Origin of the sequence: Bacillus cereus group sp. N21, assembly GCF_016483395.1 — a bacterium.
GTDB classification, from domain to species: Bacteria; Bacillota; Bacilli; order Bacillales; family Bacillaceae_G; genus Bacillus_A; species Bacillus_A pseudomycoides.
In genome coordinates, this window is the sequence record NZ_JAEHBX010000010.1 from 1 (window position 1) to 18,518 (window position 18,518).

Genomic DNA, 18,518 nt, shown 5'->3' on the forward strand with positions numbered 1-18,518 from the left:
AGAGCAATTACTTGTGAGAACGACTGAAGAATGAAACTGTAGGGCAAGGTTGTGTCCGAACAGTATAAACGACGCCTATGGAGAGTATGTAAGACTGCTTGGATTCCCAAGCAGCAACGCTCTATGAAACAGGAAGCCCCTTCTTCAAACGACTCGTAAGAGTGTTAAGGAGGGGTAATTCACTGAGTGGGTGCAGCATGATGTAGGGGCGATTTATGTTATGAATTTTGAATGGGCATTAGCTTCCTGGATCGGAATTCCGTCACCAGTCTGTATTTTTGCAAAAGAGTGTGGTAGAGCGGTCGCTATGGAACATAATGGTGATCTGTTTTCTTGTGATCATTACGTTTATCCTGAATATCGATTAGGAAATATTACAGACGGATTAGTAAATATGATAAATTCCCCATCACAGCTTGCCTTTGGTATGAAGAAGCGAGATACACTGCCCTTAGTGTGTAGAAATTGCGAGGTTCGATTCGCTTGTCATGGTGAATGTCCTAAAAATAGATTTCTAGTTTCAAATCAAAATGAGCCAGGATTAAATTATCTATGTGCATCCTATAAGAAATATTTTAAGCATATTAACCCTTATATGAAAATGATGAAACAGCTGTTACAAGATGGCTTCCCTGCTTCCTATATAAAAGAAATAATTATGGATCAAGGAGGTCTTTCGAAAATCTAAAATAGGATATTTCTAATTTTTTGAAACCGTTGGGACTTTAATTACTTTAGTTGATCCAATTATCTAATACGAAATATGTTAGTTTATATTCACGAATGATATCTTTTTGGATGGGTATTTACGCTGAAGCAGCAAGAATTTGTTGTTTTTTGCGCATTGATTTGATTTTTTATGGAAAGATATGTTAGTAGGTATGCGATTTGAACGCTCTATTTTTTAGATTATGAAAGGAGGAGTACGCATATGGAGGAAATTGAAGTAGGCGAAATTTTTACCCTTAGCGATGAGAGTGATCAGGAGCAGGAAGTTGAAGTGCTGGGAACGATGAATGTCGAAGGAGCAGAATACATTGCTGTCGGCTTTGTAGAGGACCTTCAAAAGGAAACAGATGAAGATATTGACATCTTCTTTTTAAAAGTAGAAGATGATGGTGAATTGTCATACATTGAGAGTGACAAGGAGTTTGAAAAAGTGTCTGCTGCGTTTGAGGAAATGATGGATGAGCAAGATTAATATTGGTGGGACAGAAGAGAGGGATAAATATATGCCCTCTCTTTGTGTATATATAGTTGAAAAATATTTCCCATGATTGATTATAAAAATAGCGTCCTATCCATTGATAGAACGCTATTTTGCCGTATTTTATGATCCCGATTGGGTTCGAACCAGTGACCTCCACCCTGTCGAGCTTTTACTAGAAGTCGTTAGTCTAACGTAAGTCAAACTGTGGGCCAGCGCCAGTTACGAATACCGCTATATCAACGTTTATAGCTAAGTAGTTATACGTTCGTCCCGTTTTATGGGTGTCTATTATGATTATGGATACGGGTATGAGTGCAATGGAGGTTGGGGGAGCGGTTTTGCTCTAATCGTTGTATTGTTTATTCTTTTGATTATCGTTGGTACCGTTTTTTATTGGATACCTAAGTAATACCGATAAACTATACGGGCACTCTTAAGAGTGCCTTTCGTTTTGTTCATACTTAATCCAAAGTTTCATCTCTCATTTCAACCGTAGGATATCGATATTCCATACAAGTTATTAATTTCATATCTCGATAGTTAATGATGCAGCATTAATTTTGTGTCCGTTTAGAATTGGTAGTAACACATCTGTAGTTGATCCTATATTTCGAAGTTGTAGTGTTGAGCGTTTGGGAATATTGATAATAGCTTGTCCAGTGAGTATCAGACTCGCTCCAGCCACTTGTCTTTGTATACCATAATTAGTAAGTCGCCCACCTACTAAAGAATCATTTAAAATTAAACCATATACTGAAGTAGAAGCAGGACCATCAATTAATAATATATATTCGATTTTATAGTCGCCTGATTTAAGTATTATTAGGGTGTCATTAGGCGGGGTAAACACCATACGATTTAATGGACCGTTTCTATTAAATTTTATGTTTGCACCTGGTTTAATTTCTATAGGATTGTTACCTACAAGTGTAACGTAACCATAGGACGGTTTCGACATTATTATGCATCTCCTTATTTATTATTCTTATCATTGTATGTGATCAAGTTAAAAATGATTGAATGTTAGTCTAGTGAAAATTAATTATGTATCCCCTATTTATGAGTGATTTACATAACATTTTATCTAAAGGTAATATTTAAATTTTCTTTAAAGGCTCGTTAAGATTTTTAACCTTTTCACTTCACATATAAAGGACATTGTTTCGTATTATTTCTGTATTAAGAGTAGATGAATTAGGGATGCCTTTTTCGTTTAAATACAAGTTCGCGCGGTATTGACGTAAGGCACCCGTCAGTTTTTTTATATGAGTGAACATTGTAAATAGACGTGTAAATCATTCAAAGTATGGTGAGTAGTATGCGTTTGTTTCAGACTTTTTCCTTTTAAACGATTTGAAGACAAACAAAAAAACTCCTTTCCGTTTTATAACGAAATAGGAGGCTTCCATACGGACATACAGTTTGGCGGTTTACCGCAATCCTGTCAGCTAAAACAACGAATAAAAATAGCGTTCTATCCATTGATAGAACGCTATTTCACGGTAAACGATGACCCCGGAGAGGCTCGAACTCACGACCTCCACCCTGTCAAGGGTAACTTCCCAGTGGACTGTAGAGGTTTGGGGATATTTAACCTATATGTATCAGGACTCTCAAGTTATTATTCTCATTGAGAACCACTTCAATTAGAGTTTCTTACGGAAAATACTAAAGGAGTTATATTCATTGGTCAAGTACTTTTTGCAACAACCTCCACAGGGGAAATTTTTGAGTTGTACTTCTCAGGTGATTTGTAGCTTTCTATGTAGATAGTATATTTATATTGGTTTCTTGTACAATACGTACTATTTAAGATGAAATAAAGAATCTAGGTGAAGAGGTTAGATTCACCGTAACTATATATCCTTTTTCATTACCAACACAATTCCTAATGGAGAAACTTAGAAATATGGTATAATTCTCCATGAATATAGTAGAAAGGATTTAAACAATGGGACAATTTCAAAGTAATTTTCAAGCGGCACAACAAATCGCTACACAGATGAGAGCAGCTTCGGATACAATCCAAAGTGCGACAAATCGTTCTATAAAAAAGGCGACACGTACTACGCTATCTGTTAACTCCAAAGCGCAAGAAGCGAACCAACAAGCTTTAGATTTAACGAAACAATTTTGTGCCGCCTTTCAACAAGCGGTGGATAATATTCATTCAGTAGCCCAAGAGTTCGAGAGAATGGATAACGAACTTCACAACACTCTTCGCTAATGTGAAAACCTACGTAAAGGTAAAATGGTAGGAGGAATACGATGATTCAAGATATTGAAAAACAAATCAATCAATTAAATCAAAAATTAAAAAGTGTATTTGAAGAACAGGATCGGAATCAATCTGCGATCCAAACTCAGGAACAAGCGGAAGCAGATTTTCACGAATGGAAAAGTCGAAGCAATCGTTTATTTAATCGAATTCTAGAAACTTGGCATGGGGATAAAGATTTATCTCATTTTTTTATGAATATGCGCCAAGAAGCAGGGCACATTGAGCGAAAACTTACATTCGAATTGGAAAACCAAAAAGAAACGTTGCTTAAAGAAAGACGAGACCTTAGTGATTTAGAAAACGACCTTTCCTATCAGCAACAACAATTAGTAAGGGAGGTCAATGCATGAGTTTAAATATGTATTTGGGAGAAGTACAGAACCAGACTCAGAGCATGAATGCTGTATGTACGGCTACCATTCAAGGTATGGAACAAGCTATTCAGTCGATTGACGCTTTTGCAATTGATACTGTTCTACAAGGACAAACTTATAGCAGTGCAAAAGCATTCTTTACAGAAACTTTTCGTCCTTTAGCACAAGGAATCATTTACTTATGTGAGGAATTGATTCGTCAGAATGATGCTTTTCCAAGTCAATTTGAATCAAAGGTAGCCTCAACGGATGTAATCGAACAAGAAATATTAGAACAAATTCAAGAAATTGACCGAATGAAAACAAGTATGGAAGCCGTCAGTCAAGCTATGCCAATCCCGGGTATGGACGCTATGGCGAATCTTTTTACTGTCATGAGGAAAAAACTGCAAGAAAAGTTAGATCATCTATATGAATTTAATCAAACGTCTAGCAATAACTATAGTACAGCAATTCAATTAGTAGCTAGCATTGCGACGGGTCTTGCTGAAGTCCAAAGTGGGAAAGGTTTTAGTCCCGCAAGTGGCACGTTTAGTACACAAGGGTTGAATATGGAGTGGACAACTTCTATTCAAGAAATTATAGCAAAGCGTGAAGCAGAACGGTTTTCCAGTCAAGGTGTTGAAGAACCTGGTCAATCTGATTTCATGAAGAATGACAAGACTATATTAGACCAGCTTGATGAAGGTGTACGTGTCGGTTCTGGACGAGCTGTTAGAGACGGAATAGAAGATTTTAAAGCATTGGGAGACAAGGAAACGTGGGAAGATATGGGGTATGCTGCATCGCACCCTTTTAATACCCTTAGAACCATGTACAATGTCCTTTCAGATTCATATATTAAGAATGTAAAAAATGGTGATTTTGAAGATGCTGTAATATGGTTTAGTTATGCCCTAACAGGAATAGGAGTAGGACTAATTGGTGATAAAGGTATTGGTAAAATCACAAAAGTGTTAAAAGGAGCCAGATATGCAAAAGTAAAGGACATCAAAGTACCACGTATACAACAAACTGTTACAAATTGGGTTGATAATTTAAGCATAGAAAATCGATTGGCGTTTGCTGATACAAATGGACTTAATCTAAGGTCTAGTTTGAATTCTACTGCTTTTGAAGCTGAAGAAAAGCTATCGACTCATCAGTTTGCTAACGATGGAGGTGGTTTGAAGAGTGATACAAAAATAACTATAGATGAAGAGACCAAAGTTAAAAAATTTATTGATTCAATCGACGACCTCAAAGATACAGGAAATTTTAGGGATGATAGAGCCGTAAAACATGTTTTTGAAGGAGAAATTAATGCAAGAGGTCAAGCAGTAGGATACCATTCAGAAGTTATACCAAATTCGCCAGGTAGACTAATGCCTGGAACAGAATCGTCTCCAAACCAATACGGTGTATATAGAGCAGAAATTGAGGTTAATGGTGTTCCTAAAACATCGAATGGAGGAATATCAACGTTCTTTCCAAAAGACTGGGATGCACAAGAAATTGTTAATGCAATTAATGAAGCCTATAGAAATAAACAATTTGTTCCAGGGACTCGTAATACTTATGTTGGAGATCTACCAAATGGCATGGAAATTCAAATGTATATTAATGGAGACGGAAAGATAATTTCTGCATACCCTTTATATTAAATATCAAAAAGGAGAACACAACAATGATTTCATATCAATTTGATACAATACAATTTAAGAGTGGCAATAAATCATTAATAATTAAAATGGAGGATGAAAAAAAATATTTAATAGCAACTTTTTTGATGTCTGATATTCAAGGTGCCCCTCCATCTTACGCAATAAATGCGATAGATGCTGTATTAAATGAAGAAATCGAATATACAGAATTAAGTGGTAATGTGTGTGGTCTTGAGATTCGAAAAGAAGAAACGAGTATTTATGACAATCTTGCCGATGATGGTATGGGTGATTGGTGTAAAATAGATACAAAAGAATTAAGGAAATTAATTCTTATTTGGACAGATGCAGTTAAAAAATTTAGAGAAGAAAATTCGAAATAAATATAAACTTAGTGGACAAGGTTTGTATTTCCCTTCAAATTATCTAAGCCAACTCACATACTTCACACTAGCCGTAATGTAGTACGTTTTCCCTCTCGGATTATGCACGCAATACTGCGGATATCCATCGACGTTTACTTTCGCGTCGATAGTAAATACGGGTCCTGTGTCGACTGTACCGGCTACATACGACTTGTCCCACGGTAGGAGGAAAAAGATGAGTCAAGATATTGAAAAACTAGCAATCTATCAGTTTGTTAGAGGTGGAAGAGTCCCGTGTAGATTTGATCCATCACTTATGGATCATCTTTTTCATGGAGAAGTAAGACAAAAAAGGTGGGGATTAAAAGCTATCGAATATCACCATGAAAGTATGATGGGGGGCGAGATAGTTAGAATTACCCATGCACCAAATTCTGTAGGGGTATATAAAGCAAAAGTAAAAGTAGGCGGTGAAACAAAAACAGCCCTTTCTTCATTTTTCCCTAAAGAATGGGATGAAGTACAGGTACTTGATTCTATCAAAGAAGCATACGGATACAGTTAGGTATGTAGGACAAACATCTCATGGATTTAAAGTAGAAATGATTATAAAAAACAATGAGATAATAACTGCGTATCCTGTTTATACAAGGAGGTGAAAAATGAAATATACATACGAATTTTATCGTGATGGACTTGGCGGATTACGAATACGTTTGCCAAAAGAGGTTTCTATTATTTCTCATTTTTAGAAGATATTTTAGACGATGAGGCAGATGAATATATACAGGTTTTAGATAATGTAGTAGGCGGAAAATTCCCGCAATATGAAATAGAAGGAAATGTGGCAGCCGTCTACATTGAACCTAATTATACAAGTGCTATTAACTTTTTTATGGATCCCCCAAATAATCAGTGTAAAATTGAAACCTCTGAATTTAGAAAACTACTAGTGTTGTGGAGAGATAAAGTGGTAACAGGGGGAAAAGATATAGAAGTGTAAAAGAAAACCGCCTGTAAGGGCGGTTTTTTGCATCTTAAATTTATTATTTCGTATTTTATAATCGTTTTTCCTAGAGAATTATCAGCGAAATTGAGTACGTATATTCGAAGGAATACAAATACATTAGGACGGCTTATCTCTTGTAAAACCTAGCGTATTATCTCGTGAATTAGACCCGAAGTTTTAAATTTTACTTAGATTTTTCAGGCGCCTGGCAAACCAAAATCCTGAAAACTTCCCTCTCGATAGATTCACTTTTGTGTATAACGAATCAGACCTGGATCTTAAACAAGAGAAGCCGATTAGAATAACTTCTAGGTCACTATATAATTGATTTGAAAGTATTCTAATTGGCCTTTTATTACTTGTAAGTTACATACTCACAGGTAATATACAGAGGTGTGCTAAATAGGTAAACCCCGACCTCGATGCAATCCTTTTTAGCTAAACTCATATCAGAACTATATAGTAGTAACTGGTAGAATAGTAATGCTGTGTTATGTGAATCCGAGATATCCTAGCTCGTTAGCGTACGCATAGTCATTCCTTAGAGTCTACTCCAAGATTACATAAAACGATAGTTTATGTAATAGTCATCCCCTTGAGGTGGAACACTGTAGGCAAGCCTTTTGCAGATTCCATAAAGTTATTACAAATAAGATTACATTTAGTGTTTACAAATAAATCTTCCTCATGATAAACTATCCTTAATAACAAAGGAGATGATACAAATGAGAATTGCTTACGCTAGAGTGTCCACTGATAAGCAGAACCTAAACAGACAAATAGACTCCTTAACAGTATACGGATATGACAAGTTAGTAACTGAGAAGTTTACAGGAACCACTAAGGAACGTGAAGGCTTAAAGCAAGTAAGGGAACTGTTAAGGCAGGGCGACAGCTTAATAGTAGAATCCATCTCAAGGCTAGGCAGGAACACATTGGATATCCTAACAACGATTGACGAGCTGGACAAAGAAGGAGTAACATTTGTCTCCCTCAAGGAGAATATAGACACGTCAAGCAGTACTGGTAAGTTTACCCTAACTTTGTTAGCCTCCATAGCACAGCTAGAGCGAGACTTAATTGTTGAACGAGTTAAGGAAGTACAAGAAGCCGCTAGAAAGCGAGGTGCCCACATAGGGCGTCCTAGAGTGGATGATGATAAGGTGAAGACCGCTCTCAAGATGTATGACTCAAGAGAGTACAGTGTTAAGGAAATCACTTCTCAGATAGGTATCAGTCAAGGCAAACTCTATCATGAAATCAATAAGCGAAAACTTAAAGGGGACAAGGATAATGAGTAAGCAAATGAGATGGACTAGAGAGTTGATTGTGGAGAGAATCAAATATTGGCATTCTCAAGGGGAGTCGCTAACTCGTGCTAACATGAGGAAGGTAGACTCTAAATTGGAAAGGATTTGCCGAGCTGACAAGGGCTACTTTAAAGGGTGGACTGACGCAGTTACTACCTCAGTAGGCTCGTATGTTAATCATAAGATTAAGCCTACACCTTGGAGGATTGAAGATGATAAGCGTATCTACACAGTAACCAAACGAGATGGGACTAAGATAGAGTTTACCTTCTCAGTTGACTTCCCTATTATAGAGACTGCTGTTACTAGCAAAACAAAAGGATACCCACAAGTTAGGATTAATGATAGGGTCAAGAACTTGCACAAGCTAGCTCTGGAGTGGAAGCTAGGCAGACCTATCCGAGATGGTTATGTTGTTGACCACGTTAACAGGGATAAAACCCTAAATACATGGGATAACCTGAGAGAGGTAAGTGTCGCAGGTAATAGTGCCAACAAAGAATGTAAAGGTGCTAGCTTGTCTAGGGGTAGCTGGCAAACTCATATTAGTAAAGGCTCATTCAAACACTCCAAGACTTTCCCCACAGAGTCTCAAGCTATCGAGTACTATCGTAGATGCCACCTCAAATTACACGGTAGGCTTTCACCCTATTCAGATGGCAGAGCAGGAAGATGCTTTATAGATACAAGCCATTGAGTCACCTACACAGGTGGCTCTTTCTTTGTTGTACCCTTGAGGTAGGACTGCTACAGGTACACCTATACATCTACCCTATACAGTACACCCTATGTATCTACACCTACACAGTACCGTACTCATAGGGATATGATACACAATGAGACAGGACTAAGTATGCATACCCTATTAGCTACTACATAGGTAATACATATGAGAAGGACTATGTAGTATGCTAATGAGAACGCCTTATAAGGCTCTATAAATCATTCTAATGTGTTTGTACTAATAAGGCACTAGGACTTCTCTGTGAGCTTATCAGAAGGCTCTGCGAGTCTAGTTTTCTAGCTTACCTGTTCAGCTTTCCTTCCTAGCTTCCAGCTATATCCTCCCCCCCTAAATATATAAGTATACCCCTATACGGATGTGTCGGTAGTTAACATTTACAGATTTAATACTTTCAAGGAACTATATTGTGTTTAATAGATATACTCTTGAGGCTACCCTCCACAGTCATCCTAGTCGGCTTACCCCTTTGAGCAACCCCCTAGTCCTTCTCATCGACCCACCCCTATAAGGAAAACCATATTAGAATTTTTTTAATTTATTTTTTTTGAGGAGACTTTTCAGTCCGTCCTCATTGGAATAAAAAAGAGGTTCACCTGTTTGGGGAACAGATGAACCAAGGGTCTTTTTTGTGAAAAAAGTCTCCCTTAGGTTATCCTGCTCAGAAACATATGTAAATATTTCCCTATACATTGGTCTAGATAGATTTACTAATCAACCTTACTCGTGTGTTTTTGTTCTTTTGTTATCACGAGGATGAGCTACATAGTACAACCCATATAGCATACTACATGGCATTCCTCCACAGTATTTAATGTAGCACACGTACTTCCTTGAGTCGGATACCATGTAGTATATGCTCGATAAGTTAAATTATATCCTGCTCAGTTTCCTCCTCAGTAGGTGCGTGGCAAGGCTCTACATCTTCCTCACGATAGGACAACCCGATAGGACACATAATAGTAAGGGAAGCTCCATAACCCCCAGAGACGGCCCTCATAGTTTCCACTCGTTTGATTATGTTCTTATTTACTAAACGAGCTAGGCTTCTCTGTACAGTCTTATAGCTAACCTCTAGAGCTTCTGCTATTGTGTTTACTTTGAGCCAGCAAACTCCTAGTACCTTTACAGAGTACCTGCTCAGCATAATAAATACGCTTCTATCTAGTTCATTCATTTCCACTTGAGCTAGCACCTTATCAGTAAACTCGTTGAGTTGGTCTAATGAATCAAATACTTGGTGGCTTCTTAGTTCCTTCATATTATATAGTCCCTCCATCTTTATAGAAGGAACACCCCTTGAGCTAGTACCAATGAGCATGATACAATAGCAAACAAGAAAGCTCCTTCGAGTTTTCCTCCAAGAGAGAACCCTGTCAGGTCGCCAAACTAGAGCAGGGTTCTCTTTTTATTTGTCTTAAATCTCAAGTGAATTAAGTGGATTAAACTTATCGTTTTGCTCTTTCAAGGCAGTTCCCCAAAGAGCAAGATACCTCTCAGTCATTCTCAAGTTGCTATGTCTCAGCATTCTTTGGAGAGTAAAAACGTCCATGCCAGCCATTAAGCAACGATGAGCAAAAGTATGACGGAAAGTATGAGCTGATAAGCGAACATCTTTAAAGTTCATTACTTGTTTGAGCCGCTTAAATATGAGTTTGATACCATTAGGTGTAAGCTGAGTACCTTCCCGAGTAGTAAAGACGTACTCAGGGGTTTTACCTAGCTCACGTTCTACAAACATCTTGTACTCACAAAGCTCTTTTACAAGCTTGTCCGTGAGAGGGACAGTCTGTTGCTTACGAGCTTTACCGAATAGGGTTACCGTTTGGTTTACCAAGTCCAATTCACTCCAGCGTATATTGGTAAGCTCTCCTAACCTTGAGCCAGTTCCTAAAAGGAAAACAATAATAGTGTGGTCTCGATAAGCGTGGAAGCTTTTATTTCTTGCTTTAAGTCTCCTATAGTAGCAAAGCATTTGTTTGATATGTTCATCTTGAAAAACCTCAATTTTTATATCCTCTTTAGCCAGCTTCATTTTACGAATAGGGTTTTCTTTCTCAGTGATAACGTCCTCATGTTGTAAATAGTTAAAGAAAATCTTGAGATGGTGAAGCTTGGTATTTCTAGTTACTACGTTGTTCCCTCTCGTCTTTTGGCAATACATGAGATAGCTCTTAACAGTTGCTTCTCTAATGTCTCGTGTATCAATAAGTTCCCTCTCAGAGCAGAACGCTTGGAACTCATGCAGTGTAGCCATGTAAGCTTGAATAGTACGAGGAGACAGATTAGCGAACTCTTTTTCCTCCTTGAAGTCCTTCATAGCAAACTTAAGTAGCATTTTCTTATCAGTCCTTTCTCAGTTTTATAGAAACAAAAAAAAGAGGACTACCCCCGAGCTAGCTGATTAGCTGACTAGAAGTAGTCCTCATTTAACTTGTGGTGTCTGATGGAGACCTCCACAGTTTTAGCTTTTGAGAATGTCCTCTCAAGCCTTGATACTATTAAGTTTTATGACCCCGGAGAGGCTCGAACTCACGACCTCCACCCTGTCAAGGTGGCGCTCTCCCTGCTGAGCTACGGGATCATGATAAAAGTGATAATTTATATATGTCTGATAATTCTGTTGGTTTGATTATACAAAATTAAGTGGCACCTTACAATAGTTTTTAACTACAATGTTTAAAATGGAACCTGGTAGAATAACACATTTATATTTTGTTGGGAGCACATTTTCATGTAGTTTAATAGTAAATAGTAAGAGAATTACTCACTCATGAAGCTGAAGTGATTTTTTGCGTTTCATTAAGTTAAATATTAATTTTATCCTATAACACAATTTAAAATTGATATAATTTAAAATAGGAAATAATTTGAAGGGGCGTATCACTTTGTTTAGAAGGAGCGGAAAAGGAATTATTCTTGTTGGGTATCTTGTTTTATTTGGATTAATATTCGGTGGCATTATGTTGTTTTATAAAACAGATAAGAAAGAAATGAATGCTGAAAAGACTGAGCAAATCGAAGAGGTAGATAAATCAAAAGATATTGGAATGAAGATAAGAGAAACGCATAGTGATTTAAATACGATTACTGGTTGGGAAAGGTATGAAAATCTAGAGAAGACCGATGCTCCAGATTGGGAAGTGAACGAATGGGGATTCAAGTTAATTGATACCACTTTAAAAGAAGCTGCTTCGTTGACTAAAGGCAATTTAAAGGAAGATTTAGACCGAGCTAGAAAATTGCTTCATATTTCAATTCAAAATCATGATACAACAGCTTTAGTATATGTTCACCGTATTTTACATGATCTTGATATCGGACAAAACAGATTGGAAGCGAGAAATGTGTTTAACAGTGCAAAAGCTGGTGCTGGTGATGCTAGTGCAATAACTACTTATGAGGATTATATTAAGCAACATAGCAAATAAATATTAAATTTATATTTGTTTTGGTAGGATCTTCTTTTTACAATTTCGTGGAAATAGGGTATAACAGAAACAGAAAATAGATTTATAAATACTTTATAGATTAAAGAGGTATATACAAATGGTAAGAAAATCTTTCAAGATACGTGTATCTAGAAATAGAACGATCTCAATAAATGGTGCGATTCTTGATGTTGATGTCTCTCATGATGAGTTTTTAGATGAGTTTATTGAATGGGTAGATTCAAAGGGTTGGTCCTTCATGGGAATGACCGATGAGATTACAGAAGAGGAAGCAGGGAATAATTTAATAGATTTATTGGCTGATGAGAAGGACAAGTAAGAATGAGTCCTTCTTATTTTTATGCGCATGATTATGTCTTTTCTTGTAAAATTATGATATAGTGAAAAACGGCAATTAATTTTCCATTTAAATACCAATTTAATGTCGGATTGGTAGAATTAGTATATAAGGTAAAAGAAAATAGAAAAGGGAGAGTCATATGGTAAATTGCAAGAAAATTTCGGTTTTTATTATGGTGATTTGTTTATTCTTTTTAACGCCTATGACATTGTACGCTGAAACTGGAACTGAACCAGTGCCGGCACCTGGTCCGGGTCCAAATGTGTTTGGGCAGTTTGCAGTTTCAATTGATGCAAAAACAGGGGATGTTTTGTATGACAAAAATGCACATCAACATGCATTTCCGGCAAGTATGACGAAAGTATTGACTGCTATTTTATTAATGGAGCATACGAAGCCAGAGGAGCAATTTACGTTTTCACAACCTGCATTAGATCAGGAAAAGAGTAATTATCAGCTTGAATTTCAGGTAGGTGAAACAATCAATCGTAATACAGCACTAACAATTTTAATGGTATTAAGTGCAAATGATGTTGCGTATGCAATTGGTGAACGTATTGGTGGAAGTATAGAAAACTTTGTGAATATGATGAACGAGAAAGCGAAGCAGTTAGGGGCAAAGGATAGTCATTTTGTAACGCCGAATGGTTTACATGATCCGAATCATTATACGACGGCATATGATATGGCAATGATCACGAGAGGGGTTCAACAATACCCTGAGATTTTACAAGCTATGAATACGAAACGAACAACGGTTACAACATCTAGACAAACGGTTTCTATTTTTAATAAGGCTACTTATTTCGAAAATCCATATAGTATTGGTGGAAAAACAGGTTTTACAAATGAAGCACGCAATACACTTGTATTATTAAATGAGAAAGATGGTAATCGTATTGTCAATGTTGTGATGGCGTCACAAAGACCAGAGATTTACGAAGATATGCGTCAAATTGCAGATCATTCTTTCTCACAATTTGCTAAGCAAATGGTTTTAGATAAAAATAATTGGCATCAGAAAGCAACATATTTAGATAAAAATATAGATTGTGAACTTGAAAAAAGTGCAGAATTGATGTTGAAGAAAGATGAAGGTAAGAATGTAAAAACAGTCTTTAGAACGGCTCCGGTTGATAAAGAAAAACTATATCAAAAGGGGATTCATCGCGGGGATGTAATTGGAATAGTAGACGTGACGAAAAACAATCAAAAGATTGAAAGTATTAATGTTCTTTCTAAGGAAGATGTTACATTTGCAATGCCGAAAAAAAATATAAAGCCAGCTGAACCTACGTATCCTTTTGGGTTGATGGTAAGTATTGGAGCTGGAATTATTGCTTTAATAATAATCGGTTTATATGTGGTAAGACGAGCTAAAAAGAATGCGGTTTCAGAAGTGGAATAGGCAATGATCAATTGCCTATTTTTTATTGCGTTTTTCATTCGTTCATTATAGTATTGACTTGAGTTCTTTTTTAAGAACAACTTAGGATATCCTAGTTTTTACGTGCATATACATAATAAAGAGGAGGAGATAATGATGAAACTAGTTTGGAAGATTATGAGTAACGTCATCTCATTTGTTTTATTTGCGTTAATGGTTTTTTTAGCGTTTATTGTCATCTCATCAAAAGCAAGCGGCGGGGATCCGACTGTAATGGGATATCAATTTAAAACAGTACTATCTGGATCGATGGAACCAACATTTTTAACAGGGTCAATTATTGCAATCGAACCAACGAAAGATGGATCTAAATATAAAAAAGACGATGTAATTACTTTTAAAGAAAGCGATAAAAAAATTGTAACTCACCGTATTATTGATGTGAAAAACGTAAATGGGAAAGTAATGTATGAAACGAAAGGTGACAATAATAATGGGCCGGATTTAAAACCAGTCTTAGCAGAAAATGTTATTGGGAAATATGGAAATATTACAGTTCCATATGTGGGATATTTGTTGAATTATGCGAATTCAAAAGCAGGAGCAGCCTTACTTTTAATTATTCCAGGCATATGTTTACTTGGGTACTCTGCAATTTCTATTTTTAGTGCAATCCGTAGCATTGATAGCGAAAAGAAAAAGAAATCTGCAGATGTAGGACAATCTGTATAATTCCGTTATTTTCTTCATTTTAGAGATTATAAATATAAAGATATTATTGGGGAAACCTTCAATACCAGTTAATAATGATGCACTTTTGGAGTTATTAAAGGAGAAGGGAATTAAGGCGAGAAACAAGAATACATTTAAAGTGAAATTTGAGTTTGTAGATAATGGAAAAAAATTAAAATCGATTCCAAGGAGATATGCTTGAGCTGAAATGGACATTTGATGCACAGCAAACAGTTGGTAGCGAGAAATAATTATATAAATAGGCTATCAAATTGATAGTCTATTTATATATATTATTTTCGAACTATTATACGGAGATATGTATACGAGAGATTAGATTGATAGAATTAGGTTTTTTTACCATACAAAAAGGTCATATGTCACAAAAAATGTAAAAAAATTCTATATTTTTTATTTGATTTTCGGATTTTATTCTATATAATGAAATTATGTTCTTTATAGAGAATTGAATGCGAGTAATGGGAGAGGTTGGAATGATGAAATCATCAAAAAAAATAAAAACAATACTCATGTTACCATGTATGTGTTCAATAGCTTTCTATATGGGATCACAAGTAGTTACGTATACAGAGGCTGCTTTTGTAAATGAGACAAAAATACATTCTACTGTTTCAACTGCAATTGTATTTCCAAAAACGATTGATACTTTGGTGAAAGAAACGCAACAGCATGAGAATTTGATTTTAAATGGAACTGAAGGAATGAATAAGGAAACGCAAGCTGATTCTGTAGAAGTACTCGAACAAAAAGCGCAGCAATGGAGAGAACAGTTTGAAAAAGTGAAAGTGGAACGAGAAGCCTTGCAACACATATATACAGAAATAGAAGATTATTATAAGCAATCAGTAGAAAATGTAAGAGTAAATAATAGCGATTCAAGTAAGCAAGTGCTTCAATATGTACAAGCGGGTTTTACTAAAGTAGGGAGTATTAAGGATAATGTTGATAAGCAAATATCAGTACAAAAAATGGAAGGATTTATTCTAACCCTACAAAAGAAAATAGAAGAGAAAAAAGCGCAACAGGTTAATAACACGTCTGGAAAAACAGAGCAAGAACAAGTCGTACCTTCTTCTGAGCAAAAAGAGTCAAACAGCCAGGAAGAAATAAAGCAACCATCAAACCCTACGCAAGAACAAGTCGTACCTTCTTCTGGGCAAAAAGAGTCAAACAGCCAAGAAGAAACAAAGCAACCATCAAACCCTACACAAGAACAAGTCGTACCTTCTTCTGAGCAAAAAAAATCAAACAAACAAGAAGAAATAAAGCAACCGTCAAACCCTAAACAAGAACAAGTCAATCAAGCTCAATAAGCGAAAAAGACCAATCCAGTATTACAACAGCCTGAATAGAATAAAGAAGAAGTGCAGAAACAAGATTCAAGCGCTGTACATGAAAACCACTGATTTTTGGGTTATACCTTCTACAAATGTAGAGGTTAACATAAAAAAATGAAGTTCAGGGGGAATATGGAATGGGAATTAAGAAAAAATTAGGAATGGGTGTTGCATCAGCTGCGTTAGGACTATCTTTAATTGGTGGAGGAACATTTGCATACTTTAGTGATAAGGAAGTATCAAATAATACATTTGCAGCAGGTACATTAGATCTTTCTGTAGATCCAACTACGATTATTGATGTTGATAATATTAAGCCAGGGGATAAAATGACACGTGACTTTAAGCTTGTCAATAATGGTTCATTAGATATAAAAACTGTGAAATTATTAACTAATTATAATGTAATAGATTCAAAAGGAGATAATTCAGAAGACTTTGGTAAGCATATCCGTGTGAATTTCTTCTGGAATTGGGATAAATTAAGTGAACCTATTTTCTCAACGACATTGGCTGATTTAAAGGCTATGTCTCCAGATGCAGTGGAAGAAAGTATTTTTGCAGGTTGGTTTGCTGAAAAGGGTGGTTTGAAGCATGGTGATTCCGATTATCTTTGGGTACAATATGAATTTGTAGATAATAAGCAAGATCAAAATCAATTCCAAGGTGATAAACTTGAGTTGAAATGGACATTTGAAGCAGAACAAACAGAAGGGTCAGAAAAATAATAGGATTGATAGAAAAAAGGTAGGTTTTTCCTGCCTTTTTTTCATACCAATTCTTGTTATATGAGGGATGCACATGAATAAGAAGTGGTTATTTATCATGAGTATATGTCTGATTCTAGTAGTTTTCATTGGTATTACAAAAAATATTGACCAAGTGTATGCAGAGGAGCGGCGAGAAATAGATATAAGTCTTGAGCCAAAAGAAGTACTATTTCATGTTTCAAATATGAAGCCAGGAGACTGGGAAAATCGAAGTATACGTATTAGTAATGAAGGAACAAAGAAATTATCATATAGTATAAAGAGCGAGGCTTCAGAGGGGTCTACGAAATTATATGAAGCTCTTACGGTCACTGTAAAAGATAAACAGGGAGTGCTGTACGAGGGAAGTCTAAAAGAACTTCAAAGTATGGAAAAGCGTACATTAGCAGTTGATAGAACTGACGAGCTTATCTATACGATACATGTTCCTAAAGAGTTAGGAAATGAGTATCAAGGATTACAAACAATAGTAAAATTTATTTTTTATGCAGAGGGACCAACCGGCAATGGTGAGGGTACCGAAAATGAAATGGGAAGCAATCAAATGCAACCTCCTGCATCCATAAATTCTAATAGTAACTGGCAGCTACCACGTACAGGTACGCAGCAAAGCAGTATGATTTTAATAGGGCTTGGCTTAGTATGGTGTGGATTATATTTTAATAAAAAGTATATTCAAATGAAGTATCGGAAGGATTAAGTCTTTTTAAGGATGAATAGAGAATAGTTTCAAAATTAATATTATTTTATAGTTGCAATTACACCTCTACGTTCTTTATAATGAACATAAGGTAGCTTTTAAAGAACAGATAAATTCAAGGGGTATTGTATATACATTGGCCGTAGAAAAATAACAGGCGTTCTATTGGTTATACCTCTTATCCTACATTAAGAGATAACAATAAAAAAAATAGCTAGGGGGAATTTACAGTGAGTTTAAAGAAAAAATTAGGTATGGGAGTCGCTTCAGCGGCATTGGGATTATCTTTAATCGGTGGAGGAACATTCGCTTACTTTAGTGACAAAGAAGTATCGAACAATACGTTTGCAGCGGGTACATTAGATCTTACTTTGGACCCTCAAACAATTGTAGATATTAAGGACCTTAAACCAGGCGATTCTGTTAAGAAAGAATTCTTATTAAAGAACAGCGGCACGTTAGCAATTAAAGATGTTAAATTAGCAACGAAATATTCAGTTACAGATGCGAAAGGTGATAACGCTGGGGAAGATTTCGGTAAGCATATTAAAGTGAAATTTATTTGGAACTGGGATAAACAAAGCGAGCCTGTATATGAAACAACATTAGCAGATTTACAAAATGCTGATCCAGATCTTCTAGCAAAAGACATCTTTGCTCCAGAGTGGGGTGAAAAGGGTGGCTTAGAAGCTGGAACAGAAGACTACCTATGGGTACAATTTGTATTTGAAGAAAATGGTCAAGAGCAAAATAAATTCCAAGGCGATAAATTAAACTTAGAATGGACATTCAATGCAAACCAAACTGAAGGCGAAGAGAGATAATCAATAAGGAAATAACAGACA

22 protein-coding genes, 1 tRNA gene and 2 pseudogenes are annotated in these 18,518 nt (G+C 36.1%); 20 read left to right on the forward strand and 5 right to left on the reverse strand.

What is annotated here, in order from left to right:
- Positions 1-220 precede the first annotated feature (220 nt).
- The 3 genes from JDS96_RS07885 to JDS96_RS07895 all read left to right on the forward strand — a co-directional run bounded on the left by JDS96_RS07885 (position 221) and on the right by JDS96_RS07895 (position 1,619).
- Positions 221-688: an SPASM domain-containing protein gene (locus tag JDS96_RS07885; protein ID WP_206777033.1), complete on the forward strand. Its 468-nt coding sequence runs from the start codon at positions 221-223 to the stop codon at positions 686-688.
- A gap of 243 nt (positions 689-931) precedes the next feature.
- Entirely contained in the window at positions 932-1,201 is a 270-nt protein-coding gene (locus tag JDS96_RS07890) for a DUF1292 domain-containing protein (RefSeq protein ID WP_033798120.1), read from the forward strand.
- Between the two features lie 286 nt (positions 1,202-1,487).
- Positions 1,488-1,619, forward strand: coding sequence for a YjcZ family sporulation protein (locus tag JDS96_RS07895; RefSeq protein WP_199666552.1), 132 nt, complete (start codon positions 1,488-1,490; stop codon positions 1,617-1,619).
- Between the two features lie 117 nt (positions 1,620-1,736).
- On the opposite strand, the gene JDS96_RS07900 is transcribed toward JDS96_RS07895, so the two are convergent.
- Positions 1,737-2,168 carry a hypothetical protein gene (locus JDS96_RS07900; RefSeq protein WP_199666553.1) on the reverse strand — a complete coding sequence of 144 codons (432 nt, stop codon included), beginning with the start codon at positions 2,166-2,168 and terminating at the stop codon, positions 1,737-1,739.
- Between the two features lie 993 nt (positions 2,169-3,161).
- On the opposite strand from JDS96_RS07900, the gene JDS96_RS07905 reads away from it, so the two are divergent.
- The 4 genes from JDS96_RS07905 to JDS96_RS07920 are packed head-to-tail and all read left to right on the forward strand — an operon-like array spanning position 3,162 to position 5,891.
- Positions 3,162-3,437 (forward strand): TIGR04197 family type VII secretion effector, encoded by a 276-nt coding sequence (locus JDS96_RS07905; RefSeq protein WP_199666554.1) that lies wholly within the window; start codon positions 3,162-3,164, stop codon positions 3,435-3,437.
- 41 nt (positions 3,438-3,478) lie between these two features.
- Positions 3,479-3,841, forward strand: a complete 363-nt coding sequence (locus JDS96_RS07910; protein ID WP_199666555.1) for a DUF3958 family protein — start codon at positions 3,479-3,481, stop codon at positions 3,839-3,841.
- Entirely contained in the window at positions 3,838-5,508 is a 1,671-nt protein-coding gene (locus JDS96_RS07915; RefSeq protein WP_199666556.1) for an EndoU domain-containing protein, read from the forward strand. Before JDS96_RS07910 ends, JDS96_RS07915 begins: the two co-directional genes overlap by 4 nt.
- A gap of 23 nt (positions 5,509-5,531) precedes the next feature.
- The gene (locus JDS96_RS07920; protein WP_242479875.1) at positions 5,532-5,891 is read left to right on the forward strand and encodes a hypothetical protein; all 360 of its coding nucleotides are present in this window, start codon (positions 5,532-5,534) and stop codon (positions 5,889-5,891) included.
- A gap of 39 nt (positions 5,892-5,930) precedes the next feature.
- On the opposite strand, the pseudogene JDS96_RS31935 reads toward JDS96_RS07920, so the two are convergent.
- A pseudogene (locus tag JDS96_RS31935) lies at positions 5,931-6,092 on the reverse strand (N-acetylmuramoyl-L-alanine amidase); the annotation flags it as partial.
- Between the two features lie 16 nt (positions 6,093-6,108).
- Between JDS96_RS31935 and JDS96_RS07925 the strand changes: the two are divergent.
- From JDS96_RS07925 to JDS96_RS07940, 4 genes and pseudogenes are all read left to right on the forward strand, one after another.
- Positions 6,109-6,438 carry an EndoU domain-containing protein gene (locus JDS96_RS07925; RefSeq protein WP_242479876.1) on the forward strand — a complete coding sequence of 110 codons (330 nt, stop codon included), beginning with the start codon at positions 6,109-6,111 and terminating at the stop codon, positions 6,436-6,438.
- Positions 6,439-6,535: 97 nt separating this feature from the next.
- Positions 6,536-6,876: pseudogene (locus JDS96_RS07930) on the forward strand (hypothetical protein).
- Positions 6,877-7,607: 731 nt separating this feature from the next.
- Positions 7,608-8,183, forward strand: coding sequence for a recombinase family protein (locus JDS96_RS07935; protein ID WP_199666557.1), 576 nt, complete (start codon positions 7,608-7,610; stop codon positions 8,181-8,183).
- Positions 8,176-8,889 (forward strand): HNH endonuclease signature motif containing protein, encoded by a 714-nt coding sequence (locus JDS96_RS07940; protein WP_199666558.1) that lies wholly within the window; start codon positions 8,176-8,178, stop codon positions 8,887-8,889. The genes JDS96_RS07935 and JDS96_RS07940 overlap by 8 nt, the downstream gene beginning before the upstream one ends.
- Before the next feature lie 913 nt (positions 8,890-9,802).
- On the opposite strand, the gene JDS96_RS07945 is transcribed toward JDS96_RS07940, so the two are convergent.
- The 3 genes from JDS96_RS07945 to JDS96_RS07955 form a co-directional block, all read right to left on the reverse strand.
- The gene (locus tag JDS96_RS07945) at positions 9,803-10,195 is read right to left on the reverse strand and encodes a helix-turn-helix domain-containing protein (RefSeq protein WP_242479877.1); all 393 of its coding nucleotides are present in this window, start codon (positions 10,193-10,195) and stop codon (positions 9,803-9,805) included.
- 156 nt (positions 10,196-10,351) lie between these two features.
- On the reverse strand, positions 10,352-11,272 hold the full coding sequence (locus JDS96_RS07950) for a tyrosine-type recombinase/integrase (RefSeq protein WP_199666559.1): 921 nt from the start codon (positions 11,270-11,272) through the stop codon (positions 10,352-10,354).
- Positions 11,273-11,445: 173 nt separating this feature from the next.
- Positions 11,446-11,518, reverse strand: a tRNA-Val gene (locus tag JDS96_RS07955).
- A gap of 304 nt (positions 11,519-11,822) precedes the next feature.
- On the opposite strand from JDS96_RS07955, the gene JDS96_RS07960 reads away from it, so the two are divergent.
- The 9 genes from JDS96_RS07960 (at position 11,823) to calY (ending at position 18,497) form a co-directional block, all read left to right on the forward strand.
- Complete coding sequence (locus JDS96_RS07960; protein WP_199666560.1) at positions 11,823-12,365, forward strand: hypothetical protein; 543 nt, start codon at positions 11,823-11,825, stop codon at positions 12,363-12,365.
- A gap of 118 nt (positions 12,366-12,483) precedes the next feature.
- Positions 12,484-12,705 (forward strand): hypothetical protein, encoded by a 222-nt coding sequence (locus tag JDS96_RS07965; RefSeq protein WP_006094068.1) that lies wholly within the window; start codon positions 12,484-12,486, stop codon positions 12,703-12,705.
- 160 nt (positions 12,706-12,865) lie between these two features.
- Complete coding sequence (locus JDS96_RS07970) at positions 12,866-14,134, forward strand: D-alanyl-D-alanine carboxypeptidase family protein (RefSeq protein ID WP_199666561.1); 1,269 nt, start codon at positions 12,866-12,868, stop codon at positions 14,132-14,134.
- Between the two features lie 135 nt (positions 14,135-14,269).
- A complete protein-coding gene (gene sipW, locus JDS96_RS07975) occupies positions 14,270-14,845 on the forward strand; it encodes a signal peptidase I SipW (protein WP_016113886.1) in 576 nt (191 codons plus the stop codon).
- Between the two features lie 194 nt (positions 14,846-15,039).
- Positions 15,040-15,096 (forward strand): hypothetical protein, encoded by a 57-nt coding sequence (locus tag JDS96_RS33220; protein ID WP_374220994.1) that lies wholly within the window; start codon positions 15,040-15,042, stop codon positions 15,094-15,096.
- 243 nt (positions 15,097-15,339) lie between these two features.
- The gene (locus JDS96_RS07980) at positions 15,340-16,179 is read left to right on the forward strand and encodes a DUF4047 domain-containing protein (protein WP_199666562.1); all 840 of its coding nucleotides are present in this window, start codon (positions 15,340-15,342) and stop codon (positions 16,177-16,179) included.
- Positions 16,180-16,340: 161 nt separating this feature from the next.
- On the forward strand, positions 16,341-16,931 hold the full coding sequence (locus JDS96_RS07985) for a CalY family protein (RefSeq protein WP_006094072.1): 591 nt from the start codon (positions 16,341-16,343) through the stop codon (positions 16,929-16,931).
- Between the two features lie 73 nt (positions 16,932-17,004).
- The gene (locus tag JDS96_RS07990; RefSeq protein WP_199666563.1) at positions 17,005-17,673 is read left to right on the forward strand and encodes a TasA family protein; all 669 of its coding nucleotides are present in this window, start codon (positions 17,005-17,007) and stop codon (positions 17,671-17,673) included.
- Positions 17,674-17,903: 230 nt separating this feature from the next.
- Positions 17,904-18,497, forward strand: a complete 594-nt coding sequence (gene calY / locus JDS96_RS07995; RefSeq protein ID WP_199666564.1) for a biofilm matrix protein CalY — start codon at positions 17,904-17,906, stop codon at positions 18,495-18,497.
- Positions 18,498-18,518 lie beyond the last annotated feature (21 nt).